The sequence below is a fragment of the Butyricimonas sp. Marseille-P3923 genome, from assembly GCF_900184685.1.
Taxonomy (GTDB): Bacteria; Bacteroidota; Bacteroidia; order Bacteroidales; family Marinifilaceae; genus Butyricimonas; species Butyricimonas muris.
The window spans coordinates 475,262-494,727 of the sequence record NZ_FXXL01000005.1 but is presented as its reverse complement, the minus strand read 5'-3'; the positions used below and the strand labels follow the sequence as shown (position 1 = coordinate 494,727).

Sequence of the window (19,466 nt, the reverse complement as noted above, 5' to 3'; positions counted from 1 at the left end):
ATAAACCCAAAAGGGATTCCACAAATATACGCTATTTTCTTGAAAAAACCAAGTTTGGAGGGTCCCATGTAGTGAATAAATTTCATTACGAGAGTGTGTAGTATTTTTTAATAAACATCAGTTGCTTGAAAAGGGGCGATTCTTTCGTGTTTTGCCCCTTGTTTCAAGTAATCGGATACTAAAAATGACCTAAATAAATTATCAATGAAAAGAAAAATTAAAAACTGCGTGTTCAGTTGCGGTAAACGATCATTGGTCTGCAAGCTGATGATGGTGATGCTGCTACTCACACATTTTGCATTTTCTAGTGAAAATGCTTTTGGTCAACAGAACATTACAGTTCAGTTTGAGCAACAGTCTTTGAGTGAAGTCTTGCGTGTGTTAAAGCAAAAAACAAATTATGAGTTCCTGTACAACGACGAGGAAATCAAGGGGATTACGGGAATTACCCGTTCATTCACGAATGCCTCCGTGCAAGAAGTTTTGACGGCTTGTCTGGCAGGTACGAAGTATAGCTTCAAGATTGTCGATAATCTGATCGTGATTACTCCGGACGACAAAAAAGATGAGATTAAAAAAGTGACAGTCAAAGGAAAGGTCGTAGATGAAAGGGGAGAAGTTCTTCCGGGTGTGACGGTTTTGTTGAAAGGTACAACTGTCGGAGTGGTGACGGATATTGACGGAAAATTTAAAATTGAATTACCCAAGCGAGATACGCTGATTTTGGTTTTCACTTTCGTGGGGATGAAATCATACGAGTTGAACGTGGGTAAGGTGAAAGATTTGAGTAAAGAAATTTCTATTCGGATGGAACCAGACACGGAAAACTTGGATGAGGTGGTGGTGACCGGATATGGAAATATTAGAAAAGAAAGTTTTACAGGTAGTGCGGTTTCAGTTAAACGAGAAGAATTATTAAAAGCTTCTTCTACAAATGTTATTCAAGCGTTGTCTACTTTTGATCCTTCTTTTCGTATTCAGCAAAGTAATAGGTGGGGTTCAGATCCGAATGCAATTCCAGAGATTTATATTCGCGGTCGATCCGGTATTGGAGTGAAAGAATTAGAGTCAGATGCTTTGTCGAAATCTAATTTAAAGAATAATCCAAATCTTCCGGTGTTTATCATGGACGGATTTGAGGTTGATGTGCAGAAGGTGTATGATATGGACCCGATGAGGGTTGAGAATATTCAAATTTTGAAGGATGCTGCGGCAACTGCAATGTATGGTTCTCGGGCAGCCAATGGCGTAATTGTTATAACAACAGTTGCTCCTAAACCGGGAGAAGTGACTATTTCGTATCGATTTACTGGGAAAGTGAATATGCCTGACTTGTCTGATTATAATTTGGCAAATGCGAGAGAGAAATTGGAAATAGAGAAACGGGCGAATTTATATGTGCCGGGAAATTCTAATTTTTATAATTGGGCGCAAGCGTTAAATGAGTACAATAAGCGTAAAGTTCGAGTAGAAGAGGGAGTAACGACCGATTGGTTGTCGTTGCCTTTGCGAAATACTTTTGATCAGAACCATAGTTTCTCGGTAGAAGGAGGAAATAAAGATTTGCGTTACGGTCTTGATTTGAGTTATGCGACTAATAACGGAGTTATGAAAGATTCTTATCGGGATGTGCTTAATTTTGGTTTTCATGTTGATTACCGTGTAAAGAATTTACAGGTAGTGAATTATATAGAATATGAATATACCGATGCACCGGATTCTCCTTATGGAGATTTTAGTGACTATTCGCATTTGCAGCCTTATGATCGTCCTTATGATAAAGATGGTGTGTTGGTTTCTGGTGCATTAGAGTTTTCCCAAAACTCAAGGGGTAGAGAATTGAATAACCCGTTATATGAGGCTTTATTGAATAATTACAAGTGGGATAAGACAGATGTTTTCACGGATCGTATCATGGCGAATTGGTTTTTAACGGATGCATTACATTTGAAAGGGCAATTTGCGGTCACGAAAGAATTAACCAGAAGCGAACGTTTTATTGATCCGCTTTCTGCTAACGCAACTGCAAAAGATAATAGCGATCAATCTTCTTTATATGGTGATCTCTACACGACGAGTGGAAATTCTACAAAATGGGATACTCAGGTTGGTGTTTATTTTACAAAGGCTTTTGGGTTGCATGCGCTTAATACTTCGCTTGTTATGAATGCTACTTCTAGAAAGTCGGAAAGTACTTCAGCTCATTATAGGGGATTTCCTTCCGGGGAGTATCATTCTCCTAATTATGCGGCAGAGATATTCGTAAAGCCTTCTAAGACTCAAAGTATGAAGAGACTTATGGGATTCGTATTACTTGCCAATTATAGTTGGAATGATGTTTATCTGGCAGATTTGGCGGTTCGTTTTGACGGTTCTTCCGAATTCGGTTCTAATCAGAAGTGGGCTCCTTTCTGGTCAGGAGGACTTGGTGTAAATATTCATAACTATTCTTTTTTGAAAAATAATGAGTATATCAATCAATTGAAGTTACGTGTTTCATACGGACAAACCGGTAAGGTGAATTTCCCTTCTTATAGTGCCTCGACTATTTATAGGACTTTTGATCGTTGGTATGTTTCCGGATTTGGTATCGCCTTGAAGGCTTTAGGAAATAAAGATCTTAAATGGGAAACAACGAATAAATTGAATGTCGGTACAGATCTAAGTTTTTTAAACAATCGGGTTACACTGAATTTTGATTATTATTACAATAAAACTGTAGATTTGATTACGGATGTGACATTGCCTTTCTCTGCCGGTTTCTCATCGTACAAGAGTAATTTGGGAGAAACCTTGAACAAGGGATTTGATATTAATTTTCGTTATGATATAGTTAGATCGAAAACGTGGAATGTCGCTTTATGGGGAAATTTGAATCATAATGTAAATAAGATTTTAAAAGTATCAGATGCATTGAAGGCATATAATTCTCAAGTAGATGATTATTACGCCGATGCGGAAGAGAGTTTGTCTTTGAATGCAAGTTGGGATAAAACTCCGGAAGAATTAGCAAAACCAATTATGAAATATGAAGAAGGAGCTTCTTTAACTTCTATATATGGAGTACGTTCTCTAGGAATAGATCCGACCACGGGAAAAGAATTATTTCGTTATCGGACGGGAGAAGTAAGTAGTGTTTGGAAGGCTTCACAAGAAATTCCTCTCGGGGATACGGAACCTGATGCCAGTGGTTCATTTGGTTTTAATATAATGTATAAAAACTTTTCAATTTTTGCATCTTTTGCGTATGATTGGGGAAAGCAGATTTACAATGAAACTCTCGTGAATCAAGTGGAAAATGCCGATATTCAATATGCTAATGTTGATAAGCGGGTGTTGACCCAACGTTGGGAAAAACCGGGAGATATAGCTCGGTTTAAGGATATTAAGAGCAAGGATGATACGACATTGCCTTCTTCTCGTTTCGTGCAAAATGAAGATGTTCTTTCTTTGTCTGCTTTGACAGTAAGTTATGATTTTAATACGGAATGGTTGAAAAAGATGTTTTTGAAGACTCTTCGTTTTGAAGTGCAGGCAAGTGATTTATTCCGGTTATCTACGGTAAAACAGGAACGTGGTACGAGTTATCCATTTGCCCGGAGTGTAAATTTTTCATTACGTGCAACTTTCTAGAAAATAATCAATATGAAAAGATATAAATTATTATTGTTGGGTTTTGTCCTGCCAGTTTTTCTTTCTTCTTGTGATGGATGGTTGGACGTGAGACCGGAGGATGAAATTGCGGAGGAAGATGTATTTACTTCCGGTAATGGTTTCCGGCACGCTTTGAACGGGATTTATTATTCTATGGAATCTCAAAATATGTATGGTATGCATCTTAGTTGGGGAGTGGTGGATGCATTGGGACAGGTGTATGATTATTCTTACGCGGCTGCTGATGTGATGGAATACGGTGCTGCGACATATGCATGGGATAATTCCCGACTGAAGCCTGTAATTTCATCTATGTGGAAGGAAACTTATAACGTTGTAGCGAATTGTAATAATTTGATACAACAGATAAAGGATGCAGACTCGGATATGTTTTATTTAAAGAATCGGGAAAAATCAGCAATTTGGGGTGAAGCATTGGCGTTGCGTGCGTTTTTGCAATTTGATATGTTGCGGTTGTTTGCGCCGGCACCTGTTACATCTCCCGGAGGTCGAAAATTTATTCCTTATGTGGATGTATATCCAACCTATGTATCTCAATTGAAAACCGTTGAGGAATGTTTGACTGCTATCATCGGGGATTTGAAAGAGGCTAAAAAGTTATTATGGGAAGTGGATTCTGCTAATTCTTTTGCGCAAGGAGTATTTGATATTCCGGGAATTGGAGAAAACACTTTTTTAAATAGAAGAGGATATCGTTTAAATTATTGGGCGGCAACAGCACTGTTGGCTCGAGTGTATTTATATGCGCAACAAGAGAATGCTGCATTGGAACAGGCAAATGAAGTAATTAAGTTCGCAAAGGAGAAGAGTGCATTTCGGTTTAGGGATAATACATATAACGGTGATATGAAATTTACTTCAGATGTGATCTGGGGATTACACGTGATTGATTTGTCAAAACTATATGGTGGAATGACTCGACTTGAGGGAAATAGTCCTATCTATTTGAGTATATGCGAGGCTGAAAATAATTATTTTGGAGAAGATTTGAGTGCTCGGAATGATGTGATGACAAGTAATGATAAGCGATTTACCTATTGGATTGAAGATATGAATAATTATCATTATTACTATCGATTCAAAAAATATGATGATTCAAAATCAGGCTCTTACATGGATATAGCTAATACGATGGTGCCGATGGTTCGTATGAGTGAAATGTATTATATCGCAGCAGAAGTACTTGCAAAACAGGGAACAGAAGAAGGTTTGACGGAAGCGAAAACGCATTTGAAATTTGTAAAGCAAGGACGTGGTTTGAGAACTTCGGATAATTCTGTACTGGCGGTAGATAATGCTTTGTCAACGGATGCTTTTATGGATGTTTTGATAAATGATATGCGTCGGGATTGGATGGGTGAAGGACAAACATTTTATATTTATAAACGTCTGAATAAAAATATACCTGCAGACCGTTATAAGTCTTCTATTCTTGCAAGTGAAAAGATATTTGTTGTACCTCTTCCTGATGGTGAAACTAATTTATAATTGAACGGCTATGAAAAGATATTTTATTTTGGTATTTATATTTATCGGGATATTGACTTCTTGTGAAGAGAAGGAAATTATGGAGTATTCCGATGATTCTTTATATGTTTCTTTTGTCGCCGATGCGACAAAAGATAGTGTGGTGCTGTCTTTTAAGTCTTATCCGGCAGGGGAAGTGACTTGGGAGATTCCGGTAAAAGCCGTGGGAGTATGGGAGCGAGGAGAACGTGAATACACGATATCTGTTGATAAGGAAATGACTACTTTGCCAGTGGAGCTTTATAAGTTACCGGAGAAATGTGTTTTTCCTGCCGGTCAAGATCAAGATACGATAGAAATAATTCTTTACAATGGTCCCATATTGGCAGAGAAGGCATATCGCTTGGTATTGAAAGTTGACGCCAATGATGAAGTAAAGGAGGGGGAATTGAATTTCCGTCGGGCAATATTTCAGGTATCTGATAAATTAGAACGTCCTAAATGGTGGACAGAATTAAATGGTGGATACGGGTATGCCAATATTTTCAATATTGCGGAAACCTATTATTTGGGAAGTTATTCCGAGGTAAAATATACTATGTTTTTAGAAGAATTGGCGAAGGATAATGTCGTATTTGATGGAGAAGATACGGCAATATTAAAAAAATATTCTCTGAGATTGAAATATCGTGTTCAAGAATACAATGATGCTCCGGAAAATGCCGGTAAGCCTTTGTGTGATGAGAATGGTGATCCGATTGTAATTCCTGTTGTCGGTTAAAAAAGAAATATTATGAAGAGAAAATTTTTATGGATATGTATACTTTTATCGGCAGTTGGCTGTTTAGATGATAAGAGTAATTATGATTATAGAGATATAAATGATTTTGAAAATTGGAATAGTAAAGGTGTTTCTAATATTCAGAATGAGTATACACTTTATCTAGGTGAGTCGCAATTGTTTGAGCCGAGAGTACATTTTTCGATAGATACTTTAAATCCTGATGCTACTTGCGCATGGTATTTGGGTGAAACGAAGGAAATGTTAAAACTTTCAGATACGAAAGATTATACTTACACGGCGGATAAGGTGGGAGCATGTAATTTAGTTTTTACAGCCACGGATAATAAAACGGGAATTACGTTTAGTAAGAATATCGTGGTAACTGTTGTTCCCGCATGGAAAAACGGATGGCTAGTGTTATCAAAGTCTGCTTCGGGAGAGTCTGAATTATCAATAATCTTGTCGAAAAAAAAGACGAAAATTGTTGTAGGAGAAGACGGGAAAGAACAGAGTGTGGATACAGTTGTTTATGTAGGAACGGATATGAACGTTACTCCCAATTTAGGGCGGGGACCGCGTAAATTGGTGGAGAATTTTCATTTTTCATCTTATACGGATTTAGAAGTAGAGGATGAAGTAATGCTTCTATATGATGGAGGATGTATTGAACTGGATGGGAATTTATTACAGCCGGTAGGTTCGGTTGAAGAGGAGTTTTTGGATGGCCTTCCGGCAAATTTTGATCCGCAAGATGCTGTGCTTAGTTGGTGTGGGAAATGGTTGTTAAATTCTGATAACTATGTTTATTCCGCTGTGATGTCGGTTGCGACTGATTTGCATTCCGGTCGTTATTTAAGTGAACCGGCGTTTAATAAGAAGAAAGTAAAGGAGTTGTTGCCTTATATGAAAGGAAGTGGAGCCCGGTATGATTGTGCTAATTTCTTTTTGGGAATAGGAGAGGATAATACATTCTTTGGTGTTCGTGATGATGGTAATCCCGGTGGGTATTATAATGGAAATTTTTCTATTAATGCGGATAATTATATTGGTAGCCTCGTGGAATTAAATGATCGGGTACCCGATGGAGGAGATTTTTCGTTCTTTAAAAATATAGATGGAGAATATATATTCCATGCTTGGGCAGGACAAGCTACTCGTTATGATCCTCTTGTTTATCTTTCAATCTTAAATCGAAGCGGGAATTATTATTGGAGTTACTATTCTATTAATGCAGAGAATAGTAATTACAGGCCGGGGCAAAAGATAGAACTGGAGGAACATCAATTTGGTTTATTGGATGCAGGAGTGATGGCAGATTACCAATGTGCGACTTTATTGCCTTGGAAAAATTTACTCGTGGTTGCTTCCGGTAATAAGTTATATGGATTTGATTATTATTCTGCGAATAAAGGGAATGTGCAGTTTGTGAATGCTCCTACTTTTAATTCGGAAATTGTACATATGGCGGTAAGAGACTATGTGAGAGATATTCATAATGCACATATCGCTATAGCGTTGAAATCCGGAGAGGTGTATGTGTATGAGGTTGCATACGATGTTGAAATGAAACAAGCCCAATTGGTAGAATTGTATCATAAGGAAGGGTTTGGTGAAATTGTTGATTTGATATGTAAATTTGGCTCAGGTGCAAATCCTGGTGCTTATAATCCATATTAAAGTTTTGAATATATAGTTTTAAATACTCGAAAGGGTGAAATTCCCTTTCGAGTTATTTTTAATAGATTGAAATGTAAATGAATCTGTATGCAAAAAATTGTATTATCTTTATTGTTACTTGTCGCCTACTTGGGAGGGGATGCCCAACAGAGAGCGAATTATAAGTTGGCAGAAAAGTTTACCCAGATGGGGTTGTCGGGGATTGCCGCTCGGAATAGTATGCGGGTAGTTCCTCGTTATATTCATAATGGGGAGAAGTTTTGGTTTGATTTTAGGACGGACGAGGGGACGATGTATTATCTGGTTGATCCGGTGAAAGCGGAAAAACGATTGCTTTTCGAGAATACGGATATAGCGCAAGGGGTGAGTAGTATTACCCGGAAGGCGTATAACGAGAAGGATCTACAACTATCAAATATAGATTTTTCAAAAGATATGTCGAAGATGACTTTTTCGTTAGGAGGGGGAGATTTCGAGTATAATATGAAGACGAAGAAGGTAAAGGAGTTGCCAAAAAAAGAGAAGAAGGAGGACATGGTGATATACTCGTGGATGTCTTTTTCTCCGGACACGAATTATATAGTATACGCGAAGAATCATAACCTCTACATGAGAGGGAATAAATATAAAGGACAGGATACGACAGAGATTCAGTTGACCACGAACGGGGAACGTTATTTTTCCTATGCCCGGAATGGTCAGGATACGGTATCTGATGAAGAAGCGATGGCAGGGCGTTGGTTCCCGAAAGTGAATAAGGTTTATGTCTTGCGTCAAGATAACCGGAACTCTGACGAGATGGCGGTGATTAATGTATTGGCGAAGCCTAAACCTGTACTGGAACGCTACAAATATGATATGGCGGGAGATAAGAACTTGTCGAAGTGGGTGCTTTCGGTGATTGATGTGGACAAGCGTAAAGTGACGGATTTTAATATCGAGCGTTGGCAGGATCAGGATGCCGAGGTTCGGTACGTGACGGACAAGGGGGATAAGATTTTCTTTGAACGCTATAACCGGGTGCGGGATGAAGTGGAGTTGTGCGTGGGGAACACGGAAACGGGAGAGGTGAAGGTGTTGATACATGAGGTAGATAAACCTTATATTGATTATCATATGCGTAATATCGTTTTTTTGAACGAGGGGAATGATATTCTTTATCGTTCAGAACGTACCGGATGGGCGCATTATTACCATTATGATGGTAACGGGGTTTTGAAAAACACGATTACTTCAGGCGATTGGGTGGCAGGGCAGATTGCTGCTATCGATACGGTGGGCAGAACGATCTATTTGTACGCGCACGGGTATGACAAAAAGATGAATCCTTATTATTACCAAGTGGTGAAGGCTCATCTTGATCGTGAAGGAGTGAAGTTGTTGAGCCCGGAAGACGGACAACACAAGGCGGAGTTTTCTAAATCCCGGAAGTATTTCGTGGATAGTTATTCGCGGGTGGATATGGAGCCGAGGTTCACGTTGAAGGATAATAACGGGCGGGTGATTATTAAAGATTTGGCAAAAGTGGATGTGAGGAGGGCTTACGAGATGGGATGGCGTGCGCCGGAACGTTTCGTGGTGAAGGCTGCCGACGGGTTGACTGACCTGCATGGTATCATGTGGAAGCCGGCAGATTTTGACCCGAACAAGAAATACCCGATTATTTCGTCCGTTTACCCGGGACCTTTCTTTGAATACGTGAGTACGTCGTTTACTTTGGATGATAGTTATAATATGAAGCTGGCTCAGCTCGGGTTTATCGTGGTTTCCATGGGACACCGGGGAGGAAGCCCTATGCGGGGCAAGTTCTACCATCGTTACGGGTATGGAAATTTGAGGGATTACCCTTTGGCCGATGATAAATACGCTATCGAGCAGTTGGCGGATCGTTATTCTTATATCGATATCACGAAAGTTGGTATTTTCGGTCATTCCGGGGGTGGTTTCATGTCGACGGCGGCTTTGTGTACTTATCCTGATTTTTACACTGCCGCGGTGTCTTCTTCCGGTAATCATGATAATAATATTTATAATAATGGTTGGGTGGAGATTCATCATGGAGTGAGAGAAGCCAAGGAAACGGTAAAAGATAGTGTGAACGGGGATCGTGAAGTGTCAAAGTTCAGCGTGAAGGTGCCCACGAACATGGAGTTGGCTAAAAATTTGAAAGGACATCTTTTGCTCGTGACGGGGGATATGGACAAGAACGTGCATCCCGCTCATACTTTGCGGATGGTGGATGCCTTGATTGAAGCCGGGAAGAATTTCGATATGCTGGTATTACCCGGTAAGACTCATGGTTACGGGAGCGCGGATAGATTTTTTGAACGGAAGTTGTGGTATCATTTCGCGAAATACTTGTTAGGGGATACCACTGCCGATCATTACGGTAATATAGAGGAATACAAGGGAATCGAAAATTGAAAATGGAGAATTGAAAATGAGAACAAAATATATCATAATGCTTTTGTTGTTGGTGGCAGGAAGTTCTGTATGCGCGCAACAAAAGGCGAATTTCAGGCTTGCCGATCGTTTCACTAGTCGGAATTTCCGGTCGGCAGATAGAAACAGCATGAGTATATACCCCATGTATATTAATGACGGAGAGTGTTTTTGGTACTCGTTCACGACGGAAGAAGGAAAGCGTTATTATTACGTGAATCCGGAGAAGAGAGAGAAGCGCTTGCTGTTCAACACGGAAAAACTGTTCGGGTTCTTGAATCAGGAAACGCACGAGGTGTGTGACGCGAAGGATTTCACGTTCCAAGGATTGGAGTTTGATAAAAAAGGAACTTCTTTCACTTTTGATTTCGAGAAACACAAATACCGTTATGATATGAAGACGGAGGAGGTGACGAAGTTGGATACCGTGATTAATAAAGGTTTCGGGGATTCTTGGAAAAAGTATTCTCCGGATAGTACCTATATCATGTTTGCTCAACGTCATAATCTTTATATCATGGGGAATAAGGATAAAGGGAAAGACACGACTGTCATACAATTGACGACGGATGGCGAGAGATATTTCTCTTATTTCAAGGAAGAAGAAGAGGTTGGTACGGATACATTTCCAGCAACTCCGGTTGCCGTGTGGATGAAAGATTCTAAAAAGGTGTATGCCGTGAGGGAAGATACCCGCCACGTGGATGAATTGTTTTTGGTGGACGTGATGGCAACTCCCCGTCCCAAGGTGAAAACGTACAAGTATTCGATGGCAGGCGACCAGAAATTGGAGAAAACCGTGTTGACGGTTATCGATGTGGAAACGAAGGAGATGAAAACGATAGATGTCGATCGCTGGCAAGACCAGTACGTGGATGTACTTTATACCTCGAAGGATGGTAATAAGATCTATTTTGAACGGAAAACCCGGGCTTTTGACGAACAGGAGGTTTGTGTTGCCGATCTCACGACGGGAGAGGTGAAAGTGTTGATTCACGAGATTGACAAACCTTTCATGGATTACAAAATGGCGAATATCATGTTCCTGAATGACGGGAAGGATATTATTTATCGTTCCGAGCGCACGGGATGGGGGCATTATTATCTTTACGATAACGAGGGAAACTTTAAGCATGCTATTACTTCCGGGGAATGGGTGGCAGGGCCTTGCTCGGATATCGATACCGTGGGACGTACGCTTTATTTCTATGCTTTAGGAAAGGATGAAAATATAGACCCGTATTATTATATCCCGTGCAAGGTGAATATTGATAAACCGGAGAGTTTGACGCAATTGACTTTTGATAACACGAATCATCAGGTACATTTCTCGAAATCATTCAAGTATTTCGTGGATATTCACGAGCGGGTGGATATGGTTCCCCGTATCGTGTTGAAAAACCGGAAAGGGAAAGAGATTATGGAATTGGAAAAGCCTGATATTCGCCGTGCTTTGGAGATCGGGTGGAAGGCTCCGGAGCGTTTTAAGGTGAAGGCCGCCGATGGAGTGACCGACCTCTACGGGGTGATGTGGAAACCGTTTGATTTTGATTCGACGAAAGTCTACCCGATTATTTCTTCCGTGTATCCCGGTCCTTTCTACGAGTACGTGCCGACGCAATTCCGGTTGATTCATGACGACAATACCCGTTTGGCTCAATTGGGTTTTATCGTGATTGCCGTGGGACACCGGGGTGGAACGCCTATGCGGGGAAAATTTTATCACACTTACAGTCATGGAAGGTTGCGGGATTACCCGTTAGCAGATGATAAATACGCGATAGAGCAACTGGCAGACCGTTATTCTTTTATCGACGCGACAAAAGTGGGTATCTACGGTCATTCCGGGGGTGGATTTATGTCTACCGCGGCCATCTGTACTTACCCGGATTTCTACAAGGCGGCCGTATCTTCTGCGGGAAATCATGATAATACAATCTATAATCATTGGTGGGGCGAAACTCACAACGGTGTGAAAGAAGAAAAGAAAGTGATCAAGGATAGCGTGAACGGTGACCGGACGGAATCAACTTTTAAATTTAAAGTGGGTACGAATATGGAGTTGGCAAAACGATATAAAGGCGGTCTGTTGTTGATTCACGGTTGGATGGATGATAACGTGCATCCGGCTCACACGTTGCGGATGGTCGATGCGTTGATTAAGGCGGACAAGAATTTTGATATGATCATTTTACCGAGGTCGAACCACGGTTTCGGGGGGGCGGAGAATACATTTTACGAGCGTAAGATGTGGTTCCACTTTGCCCGTATTCTGCTAGGAGATGATACCGGGGATTACTATTATGAAGTTGAACAATACAAGAATGGGGATAGATAGGATGATAAAGAAATTTATTATTGGTCTGTTTTTACTTGTTTCGGTCGGGGCGTTCGGGCAGCAAAAAGCGAATTACGAGCTTGCCGAGCGCTTCCGGTGCGTAACACAAGTGCCGTTGACAAAGAATAGTTTGGAAGTACATCCTCGTTATATAAATAATACCGATCGTTTCTGGTATTCTTTCCGCACGAGCGAGGGAAAAAACTATTATTTGGTTGATCCGGCTAAAAGACAAAAACGCTTGATTTTCGACAACGCGGAGTTATTGATGAAAATCAGTGAGATTACTAGGAAGGGATATAACCACAAGGATTTGGAATTGGATTTCACTTTTGACGAGGACGGGGAAACAATTCGTTTCTGGTTTGACCGGAATGATTTCACGTACAATATTAACACGCAAGAACTGAAATTAGCCGAAAAACAGAAAGGGCAGATGAATTATGATCCTTATTGGAAATACTATTCACGGGACAGTTCCTATATGTTGTTTGCCAAGCGGCATAATCTCTATATCGTGGGAAATGCGGCTAAGGGTAAGGACACGACAGAAGTACAATTGACAAGCGACGGGGAACGTTATTATACCTTTAACCGGGAAGATGAAGGCGAGTTGGACGAACGCATGGGATGCTCCGCGAAATGGTTCCCAACCGGACACAAGTTTTATGCTATTCGGGACGATTCCCGTCAAGTCGAAGATTTGTGGTTGATTGATGCTTTGGCAAATCCCCGTCCCCGTCTGAAAACTTACAAGGCAGAATTGGCGGGTGATGAACATGTGATTCAGTTCGAGTTGTTGATCGGGGATGCGAATACCCGGGAGGTGAAAAAGATTAATATTGATCGGTGGAAAGATCAATATATTGATATCCTGTATGCTAGTAAGGATGCAAAACGTCTTTATTTTCAACGTTATAAAAGAACTTGGGACGAGTGCGAGATTTGTGTTGTCGACACGGAAACGGGAGAGGTAAAAGTGTTGATACACGAGGTAGACAAACCTTATCTGGATTACCAGATGCGAGCCGTTCATTTCTTGAACGATGGGAACGAGATCCTTTTCCGCTCCGAGCGTAGCGGGTGGGGACACTATTATTTGTATGATAAGGATGGTAACTTGAAGAATCAAATTACTTCCGGGGCATGGGTTGCCGGACCGATCATGAAGATTGACACGGCGAGCCGACAGATTTATTTTATAGGTTTAGGCAAGGAGAAAGAGATTGACCCTTACTATTATGTTCTTTATCGAGCCGATTTGGATAAGACCGACGCGATAACATTATTAACCCCGGAAAATGCCTCGCATAACGTGGATATCTCTCCGTCGAGCAAGTATTTCGTGGATAGCTATTCCCGGGTGGATATGGAACCTGTCAACGTGGTACGCGACCGGAAAGGCAAAGTGATTTTGGAGTTGGAGAAGCCGGACTTGGAGAACCTTTATGCTTTCGGTTGGAAGAAACCCGAACGGTTCAAGGTGAAGGCGGCAGACGGGGTGACGGATATTTATGGCGTGATGTGGAAACCGGCGGATTTCGATTCCACGAAAACCTATCCGATTATTTCGTCGGTTTACCCGGGACCTTTCTTCGAGTACGTGCAAACCCGTTTCACTGTAAACGATGACATGAATACCCGTTTGGCTCAAGTGGGCTTTATCGTGGTATCCATGGGACACCGGGGGGGAACGCCTATGCGGGGGAAATATTACCATACTTACGGGTACGGCAACCAGCGGGATTATCCTTTGGCTGACGATAAATACGCGATCGAGCAATTGGCACAACGTTACCCCTTTATTAACGTGAAAAAGGTGGGTATATTCGGTCACTCCGGTGGCGGGTTTATGTCCACGGCGGCACTGTTGATCTATCCGGATTTTTACAGTGCGGCTGTATCTTCGGCAGGGAATCACGATAATAATATTTATAATAAAGGCTTTGTCGAAATCCATTACGGTGTGAAGGAGAAAAGGCAGGTAGTAAAAGATAGTGCCGGAAACGAGCGAGAAGAAATCTCCTTTGAAACCCGAAGTAAGACGAATCAGGAATTGGCGAAGAATTATAAGGGTGGCTTGTTGATCGTGACCGGGGATATGGATCGTACGGTGCACCCGTCACATACCCTGCGAGTGGTCGATGCTTTGATTAAAGAGGGGAAGAATTTCGATATGCTCGTGTTGCCCGGTAATTCTCACGGGTTCTCCGGGGCTGCCGATGAGTTTTTTGAACGCAAGTTATGGTTCCATTTCGCTAAATATCTGTTAGGGGATGCCTCTGCGGATTATCAAGGGGATTTGGATTACTTTTTGGAAAGATAAAAAATATAGGTATGAAAAGACGATATATTTTGCTGTGTTGTTTGTTATTCGCTTGGTTGACGGATGGCATGGCACAGAAAAAGCCCCTTGATATGGAGGCTTATAAATTATGGCGAAGGGTAGAGGGGCAGCACATGTCGGATGACGGGAAATGGATTACCTACCGTTTCGTGTATATTGACGGCGAGGGGCACGAGAAAGATACTCCCGTCACTTATTTGCACCATAACGAGTCGGGTAAGACTTACGAACTGGAAAATGTACAGCAAGCTCATTTCTTCAATAACGGGAAATGCTTGAAATACGTGGTTTCCCCTTCTCCGCGGGATACTTCGGGGTTGGTAAAGGATTCCGTTTTCCTGTTGACTCTGAGGAATATGAAAAAGCAGTTATGGGACAGACCGTATGACTGTAACGAATCATCCGATTCTCCGGTTATGACTTATTCCTATCCTATCGGGAAAAACGAGAAAGACAAAGATATCAAACGATTGGTAATTTGGAACTATGAAACGGGAGATTCGACTGTCATGGATAGTTTGGATTACCATATATTGCTCGATAATAACAAGACGATCATCTACACGAAAGAGCGTGATGGTTACAAATCTCTTTATACCGGTCCGGTGAAGGGGAAGCAGAAGTTGATTTATGGTAATCCGGATGCCCGGTTGACAAATTTCACGTTGGATAGAGAGAATATGAAGGGGGTATTCACGGTAGCGTCGGACACTTCTTTCTTGAAAGATCCCGACTTGTTGTATGCTTTTAACATGAAAGAAGGTACTTACAAGTTGATCATGGACACGAAAGAGGTGGTGCTTCCCGATACCGCGTATAAAGTTCGTGGCGGGTTGAATATGCCGTTTAATAACGGTCGGTATATTTTTGTCGACGGTGTGCCTAAGGTGGCAACGCCTCGTCGCCCGAAAGTGGAACCGGACAAGAGTTTCGAACTTGAATTGTGGAAATGGGATGATGAACTTTCTCAAAGTCGCCAAAGGAACGGGAGAGGTTATCGGCGCAACACCCCGAAGTACGTCTATCATGTAGACACGAAGGAATGTGTACTTGTTTCGCCGGCGGAGTTTGATCAAGTGTTTCATCCTACCTGTGACGAATATAATTACGTGATTATTTCGAATGAGGCGCCTTACCGCGGACTGACGGACTGGAGGGATGGTGAGTCATCAGATTTATACTTGGTGAATTTAGAAACGGGAGAGCGGAAATTGATATTCTCGGATTTTCGTCAACGTCCGGTATGGAGTCCGAACGGGAAATATGCTTTATTTTATCACGGGGAAAAGAAAACATGGTATAAATTGGAACCAACCACGGGAGAATTGACGGATATATCTTCTGCGATTGGTTATCCCGTGTACGACGAAGAGCACGATAAGCCGAAACCTGCCGATTCATACGGCATCGCCGGATGGCTTGACGGGGGAAATAAAGTGGTTTTGTATGACAGGTATGATATGTGGGTGATAGAGCTGACGGGTAAAAATGCAGTGTATTCCCTCACGAATGGCTGGGGACGGAAAAATAATACCTCTTTGCGTTTATTGAAAGCGAATTACGATTCCAAGTGGATTGACACGAAACAGAATGTTTTGTTGAAAACATGGAATACCGAAACTCTCGACCAAGGGGTTTACGTGCAGACTCCCGCCCGCAAAATCCGTAAATTGATGGAAGGGCCTTATGCCTTGAATTTTAATCAAGTGACCAATGACGGGAAATATTGCATGTACATTCGTCAGAATTACCATGAATTCCGTGATATCTGGTGGAGTAAAACCGATTTCGTCCGTCCCGTGAAGATAACGGACACAAACCCGCAGCAGAAGGATTACCGCTGGGGTTCGGTGAAACTGGTCGAGTGGACGAATTTCGAGGGAAAACGCAACCGGGGATTGTTGTACCTGCCGGATGATTACGACCCGTCGAAACGTTACCCCGTTATCGTGAATTTCTATGAAACCCATACCGGGGATATACACGTGAATCCCGTGCCGGCTTTGAGTAGTGCCATGATTAACGTGGTAACGTACGTGAGCAACGGTTACGTGGTTTTCATGCCGGATGTGCATTTCACGATAGGTGCCCCGGGTGAGAGTAGTTACAATGCCGTGGTGAGCGGAACCCGGATGTTGATTGACCGGGGCATTGCCGACAAAGACCGTATCGGTATACAGGGGCATAGTTGGTCCGGGTATCAGGTGGCTTATCTGGTGACTCGCACGAATATGTTCCGGTGTGCCAGTCCCGGTGCGGCTGTTTCAAGCATGGTTTCCGCCTATACCGGAATCCGGGAGGGAAGCGGTATGCCCCGTATGTTCATGTACGAGGAAACTCAAAGCCGCATGGGAAAAACACTTTGGGACGACCCCGAAATGTATATTAAAAATTCCCCGATATTCTATGCCGATAAGATACAGACGCCTCTATTAATATTCCATTGTGATAAAGATGAGGCGGTACCTTACTCGGAGGGGTTAAACTTGTTCCTTGCCATGCGGCGTTTGCAGAAACCGGCTTGGTTACTGAATTACAAGGGGGATAAACATTTCTTGTATAACAAGGCGGCAGAAATGGATTGGACGATTCGTTTACAACAATTTTTTGACCATTACTTGAAAGACGCACCTATGCCCCGGTGGATGAAAGAGGGGATAAATATAGACGAGAGGGGGATAGACCAAAAGTATGATTGAGTGAGATAATTTAACGTGAAGAACTCGTTTTACAGATGTAAAACGAGTTTTTTATTGCAAAATAATTTGTGTTGCGAATGAGTAGTAATTATTCGTGAAATTGTTATTTTCATTTTTTTCTCTACTTTTGTGACCGGAAGAGTTTTTTCTGGTGTAACTCATAGAATTATGTCTGAAAGTGATCAAAATAGCGAAGATTTTTTATTTGACTCCATTCGTGCGGGTAATATTGCGGCTTATGAAGTCTTGTTTAAAAAATATTTTCTATCTATGTGTATGGTCGCTTGCCGTCTTGTCGGGGATGAGGATATTGCAAAAGATATCGTTCAGGAGGTGTTTATGCGTTTGTGGGAAAAAAGGGAATTTTATGATTTTGAAACAACGCCGGATATATTTTTATATGTAACCGTCAAGAATAAATGTTTCGATTATTTGAGGAAGCAAAAGAAAATGCCTGTTCAAGATAATCTAGGAGCTGCTGACAATGAATATTTTTTTCGAGACGTATTGATAGAGGAGGAAACATACCGGATTGTTAACGAGGCAATTGATGCACTACCGACTCAAAGTCGTCGAATTATAAAATTGAGTTTGGAAGGTAAACAGAATAAAGAAATTTCAGAGGAATTGGGGATTACCGTGAATACTGTTAAGTCGCTTAAATATAAAGCTATGGATGTGTTGCGTGTGGCGTTGAAGGATTATTATTATGTATTTCTGATTCTGCTGTTAAAAATATAATTGAAAAAAAACGAAAAGTTCACTCATCCCTTTTTGAAATTTTGACGTTCTGTAGATAGAAATATAAATTAGAATTAGGACGTTTTATGATGGAATATCCGAAGGATTATAAAATATCTCGTTTGATCGCCAAAAAAATGGTCGGTACAATTCTTCCCGCTGAAGAAGAAAAATTGGAGGCGTGGTTGAAAGAGGATGTTCGGAACGGGGAATTGTTTCAATGTATCCTTGAAGGGAAAAATGTTCCCGACCGGGATTTATATGCTGGGCGTTTTGAAGTGAATGAGTCATGGGAGTTGCTCAAGAAGCAGTTGGTAGAACAGGATAAACGCCGGAGTATATTTCCCTGGAGGATGGGGATAGCGGCTTCTATGATTTTACTTGTCGGGGTAGGGTTGTATTTGGGATTTTCTAGAAAGCCGATGGAGAAACGGGAGATTGCGCAACCGATAGCTCGTATCGAGAGGGGTAGTTCCAAGGCTGTTTTAATTACTTCTTCCGGTGACGAGATTGTGTTGCAGGATAATGCAAAACAGTTAATCGCTTTGGGAAGCGGCATGATAGCCAAAAATGATGGTCATCAAGTTTCTTACGAGGAAATCGCGGGAGAAGGTAGAGAAGATGTGTTGACATATAATACAATCCGGGTACCTCGCGGCGGAGAATACAAGTTGTTTTTGTCCGATAGTACGGAGGTATTTTTGAATTCGGATTCAGAGATTCGATTTCCCGTAAAATTCGGGAAGAACGAACGGGATGTTTTTTTGCGGGGTGAGGCTTTCTTTATTGTTAGAAAAGATGCAGCACGTCCGTTTGTCGTGAATGCGGATGACAAGATTGCGGTCGAGGTCTTGGGAACTCAGTTCAATTTGCAGGCTTATCCGGATAAGAAAATTGTGGAAACCACGTTGAACGAAGGATTGGTTCGGGTGTATGACGAAAAGCAGAGTGTGAAGATTCAACCCAATCAACAGGTCGTGTATAATGGAGAGGGCGGGCAACTTGTTGTCCGGCAGGTAGACGCTAGTCTTTATTCCGCGTGGAAAGACGGACGTTTTGTGTTGTTGAACAACACGCTGGAGGATATCATGAATCGTTTGGGACGCTGGTATAATATCGATATATTTTGGGTGAATCCGGAGCTGAAAGAGTATCATTTTTCCGGGGAGTTAACCCGGTACGAGGATTTCACGGAGATATTGGATATGTTGGAGAAGGCTACGCGGGTGCATTTCGAGGTGAAAGGGAGAACAGTGTTCGTGAATAAAATATTCAAATAGATGTTGTTATATATAA

10 protein-coding genes are annotated in these 19,466 nt (G+C 41.6%); all 10 read left to right on the top strand.

The window, feature by feature from the left end:
* Positions 1 to 204 precede the first annotated feature (204 nt).
* The 10 genes from CS948_RS05550 to CS948_RS05505 all read left to right on the top strand — a co-directional run bounded on the left by CS948_RS05550 (position 205) and on the right by CS948_RS05505 (position 19,450).
* Entirely contained in the window at positions 205 to 3,633 is a 3,429-nt protein-coding gene (locus CS948_RS05550; protein WP_099290719.1) for a SusC/RagA family TonB-linked outer membrane protein, read from the top strand.
* 12 nt (positions 3,634 to 3,645) lie between these two features.
* Positions 3,646 to 5,163, top strand: a complete 1,518-nt coding sequence (locus tag CS948_RS05545; protein ID WP_099290718.1) for a RagB/SusD family nutrient uptake outer membrane protein — start codon at positions 3,646 to 3,648, stop codon at positions 5,161 to 5,163.
* A 10-nt stretch (positions 5,164 to 5,173) separates the two neighbouring features.
* A complete protein-coding gene (locus CS948_RS05540; protein ID WP_099290717.1) occupies positions 5,174 to 5,923 on the top strand; it encodes a DUF4843 domain-containing protein in 750 nt (249 codons plus the stop codon).
* Positions 5,924 to 5,935: 12 nt separating this feature from the next.
* Positions 5,936 to 7,603, top strand: a complete 1,668-nt coding sequence (locus CS948_RS05535) for a PKD-like family lipoprotein (protein ID WP_099290716.1) — start codon at positions 5,936 to 5,938, stop codon at positions 7,601 to 7,603.
* An 87-nt stretch (positions 7,604 to 7,690) separates the two neighbouring features.
* Positions 7,691 to 10,027, top strand: coding sequence for a DPP IV N-terminal domain-containing protein (locus CS948_RS05530; RefSeq protein WP_099290715.1), 2,337 nt, complete (start codon positions 7,691 to 7,693; stop codon positions 10,025 to 10,027).
* Positions 10,028 to 10,043: 16 nt separating this feature from the next.
* A complete protein-coding gene (locus CS948_RS05525; protein WP_099290714.1) occupies positions 10,044 to 12,383 on the top strand; it encodes a DPP IV N-terminal domain-containing protein in 2,340 nt (779 codons plus the stop codon).
* A 1-nt stretch (position 12,384) separates the two neighbouring features.
* Positions 12,385 to 14,709 carry a DPP IV N-terminal domain-containing protein gene (locus CS948_RS05520; protein ID WP_099290713.1) on the top strand — a complete coding sequence of 775 codons (2,325 nt, stop codon included), beginning with the start codon at positions 12,385 to 12,387 and terminating at the stop codon, positions 14,707 to 14,709.
* 11 nt (positions 14,710 to 14,720) lie between these two features.
* Positions 14,721 to 17,429: a prolyl oligopeptidase family serine peptidase gene (locus tag CS948_RS05515; protein ID WP_099290712.1), complete on the top strand. Its 2,709-nt coding sequence runs from the start codon at positions 14,721 to 14,723 to the stop codon at positions 17,427 to 17,429.
* A 129-nt stretch (positions 17,430 to 17,558) separates the two neighbouring features.
* Positions 17,559 to 18,170, top strand: coding sequence for an RNA polymerase sigma-70 factor (locus CS948_RS05510; protein ID WP_255301868.1), 612 nt, complete (start codon positions 17,559 to 17,561; stop codon positions 18,168 to 18,170).
* Between the two features lie 86 nt (positions 18,171 to 18,256).
* Positions 18,257 to 19,450: a FecR family protein gene (locus CS948_RS05505; RefSeq protein WP_099290710.1), complete on the top strand. Its 1,194-nt coding sequence runs from the start codon at positions 18,257 to 18,259 to the stop codon at positions 19,448 to 19,450.
* Positions 19,451 to 19,466: the final 16 nt, after the last annotated feature.

Excerpts from the sequence above, each read along its gene's own strand:
- CS948_RS05525 (WP_099290714.1), top strand. The coding sequence starts at position 10,044 with ATGAGAACAAAATATATCATAATGCTTTTGTTGTTGGTGGCAGGAAGT.
- CS948_RS05545 (WP_099290718.1), top strand. The coding sequence starts at position 3,646 with ATGAAAAGATATAAATTATTATTGTTGGGTTTTGTCCTGCCAGTTTTT.
- CS948_RS05520 (WP_099290713.1), top strand. The coding sequence starts at position 12,385 with ATGATAAAGAAATTTATTATTGGTCTGTTTTTACTTGTTTCGGTCGGG.
- CS948_RS05535 (WP_099290716.1), top strand. The coding sequence starts at position 5,936 with ATGAAGAGAAAATTTTTATGGATATGTATACTTTTATCGGCAGTTGGC.
- CS948_RS05515 (WP_099290712.1), top strand. The coding sequence starts at position 14,721 with ATGAAAAGACGATATATTTTGCTGTGTTGTTTGTTATTCGCTTGGTTG.
- CS948_RS05540 (WP_099290717.1), top strand. The coding sequence starts at position 5,174 with ATGAAAAGATATTTTATTTTGGTATTTATATTTATCGGGATATTGACT.
- CS948_RS05550 (WP_099290719.1), top strand. The coding sequence starts at position 205 with ATGAAAAGAAAAATTAAAAACTGCGTGTTCAGTTGCGGTAAACGATCA.
- CS948_RS05505 (WP_099290710.1), top strand. The coding sequence starts at position 18,257 with ATGATGGAATATCCGAAGGATTATAAAATATCTCGTTTGATCGCCAAA.
- CS948_RS05530 (WP_099290715.1), top strand. The coding sequence starts at position 7,691 with ATGCAAAAAATTGTATTATCTTTATTGTTACTTGTCGCCTACTTGGGA.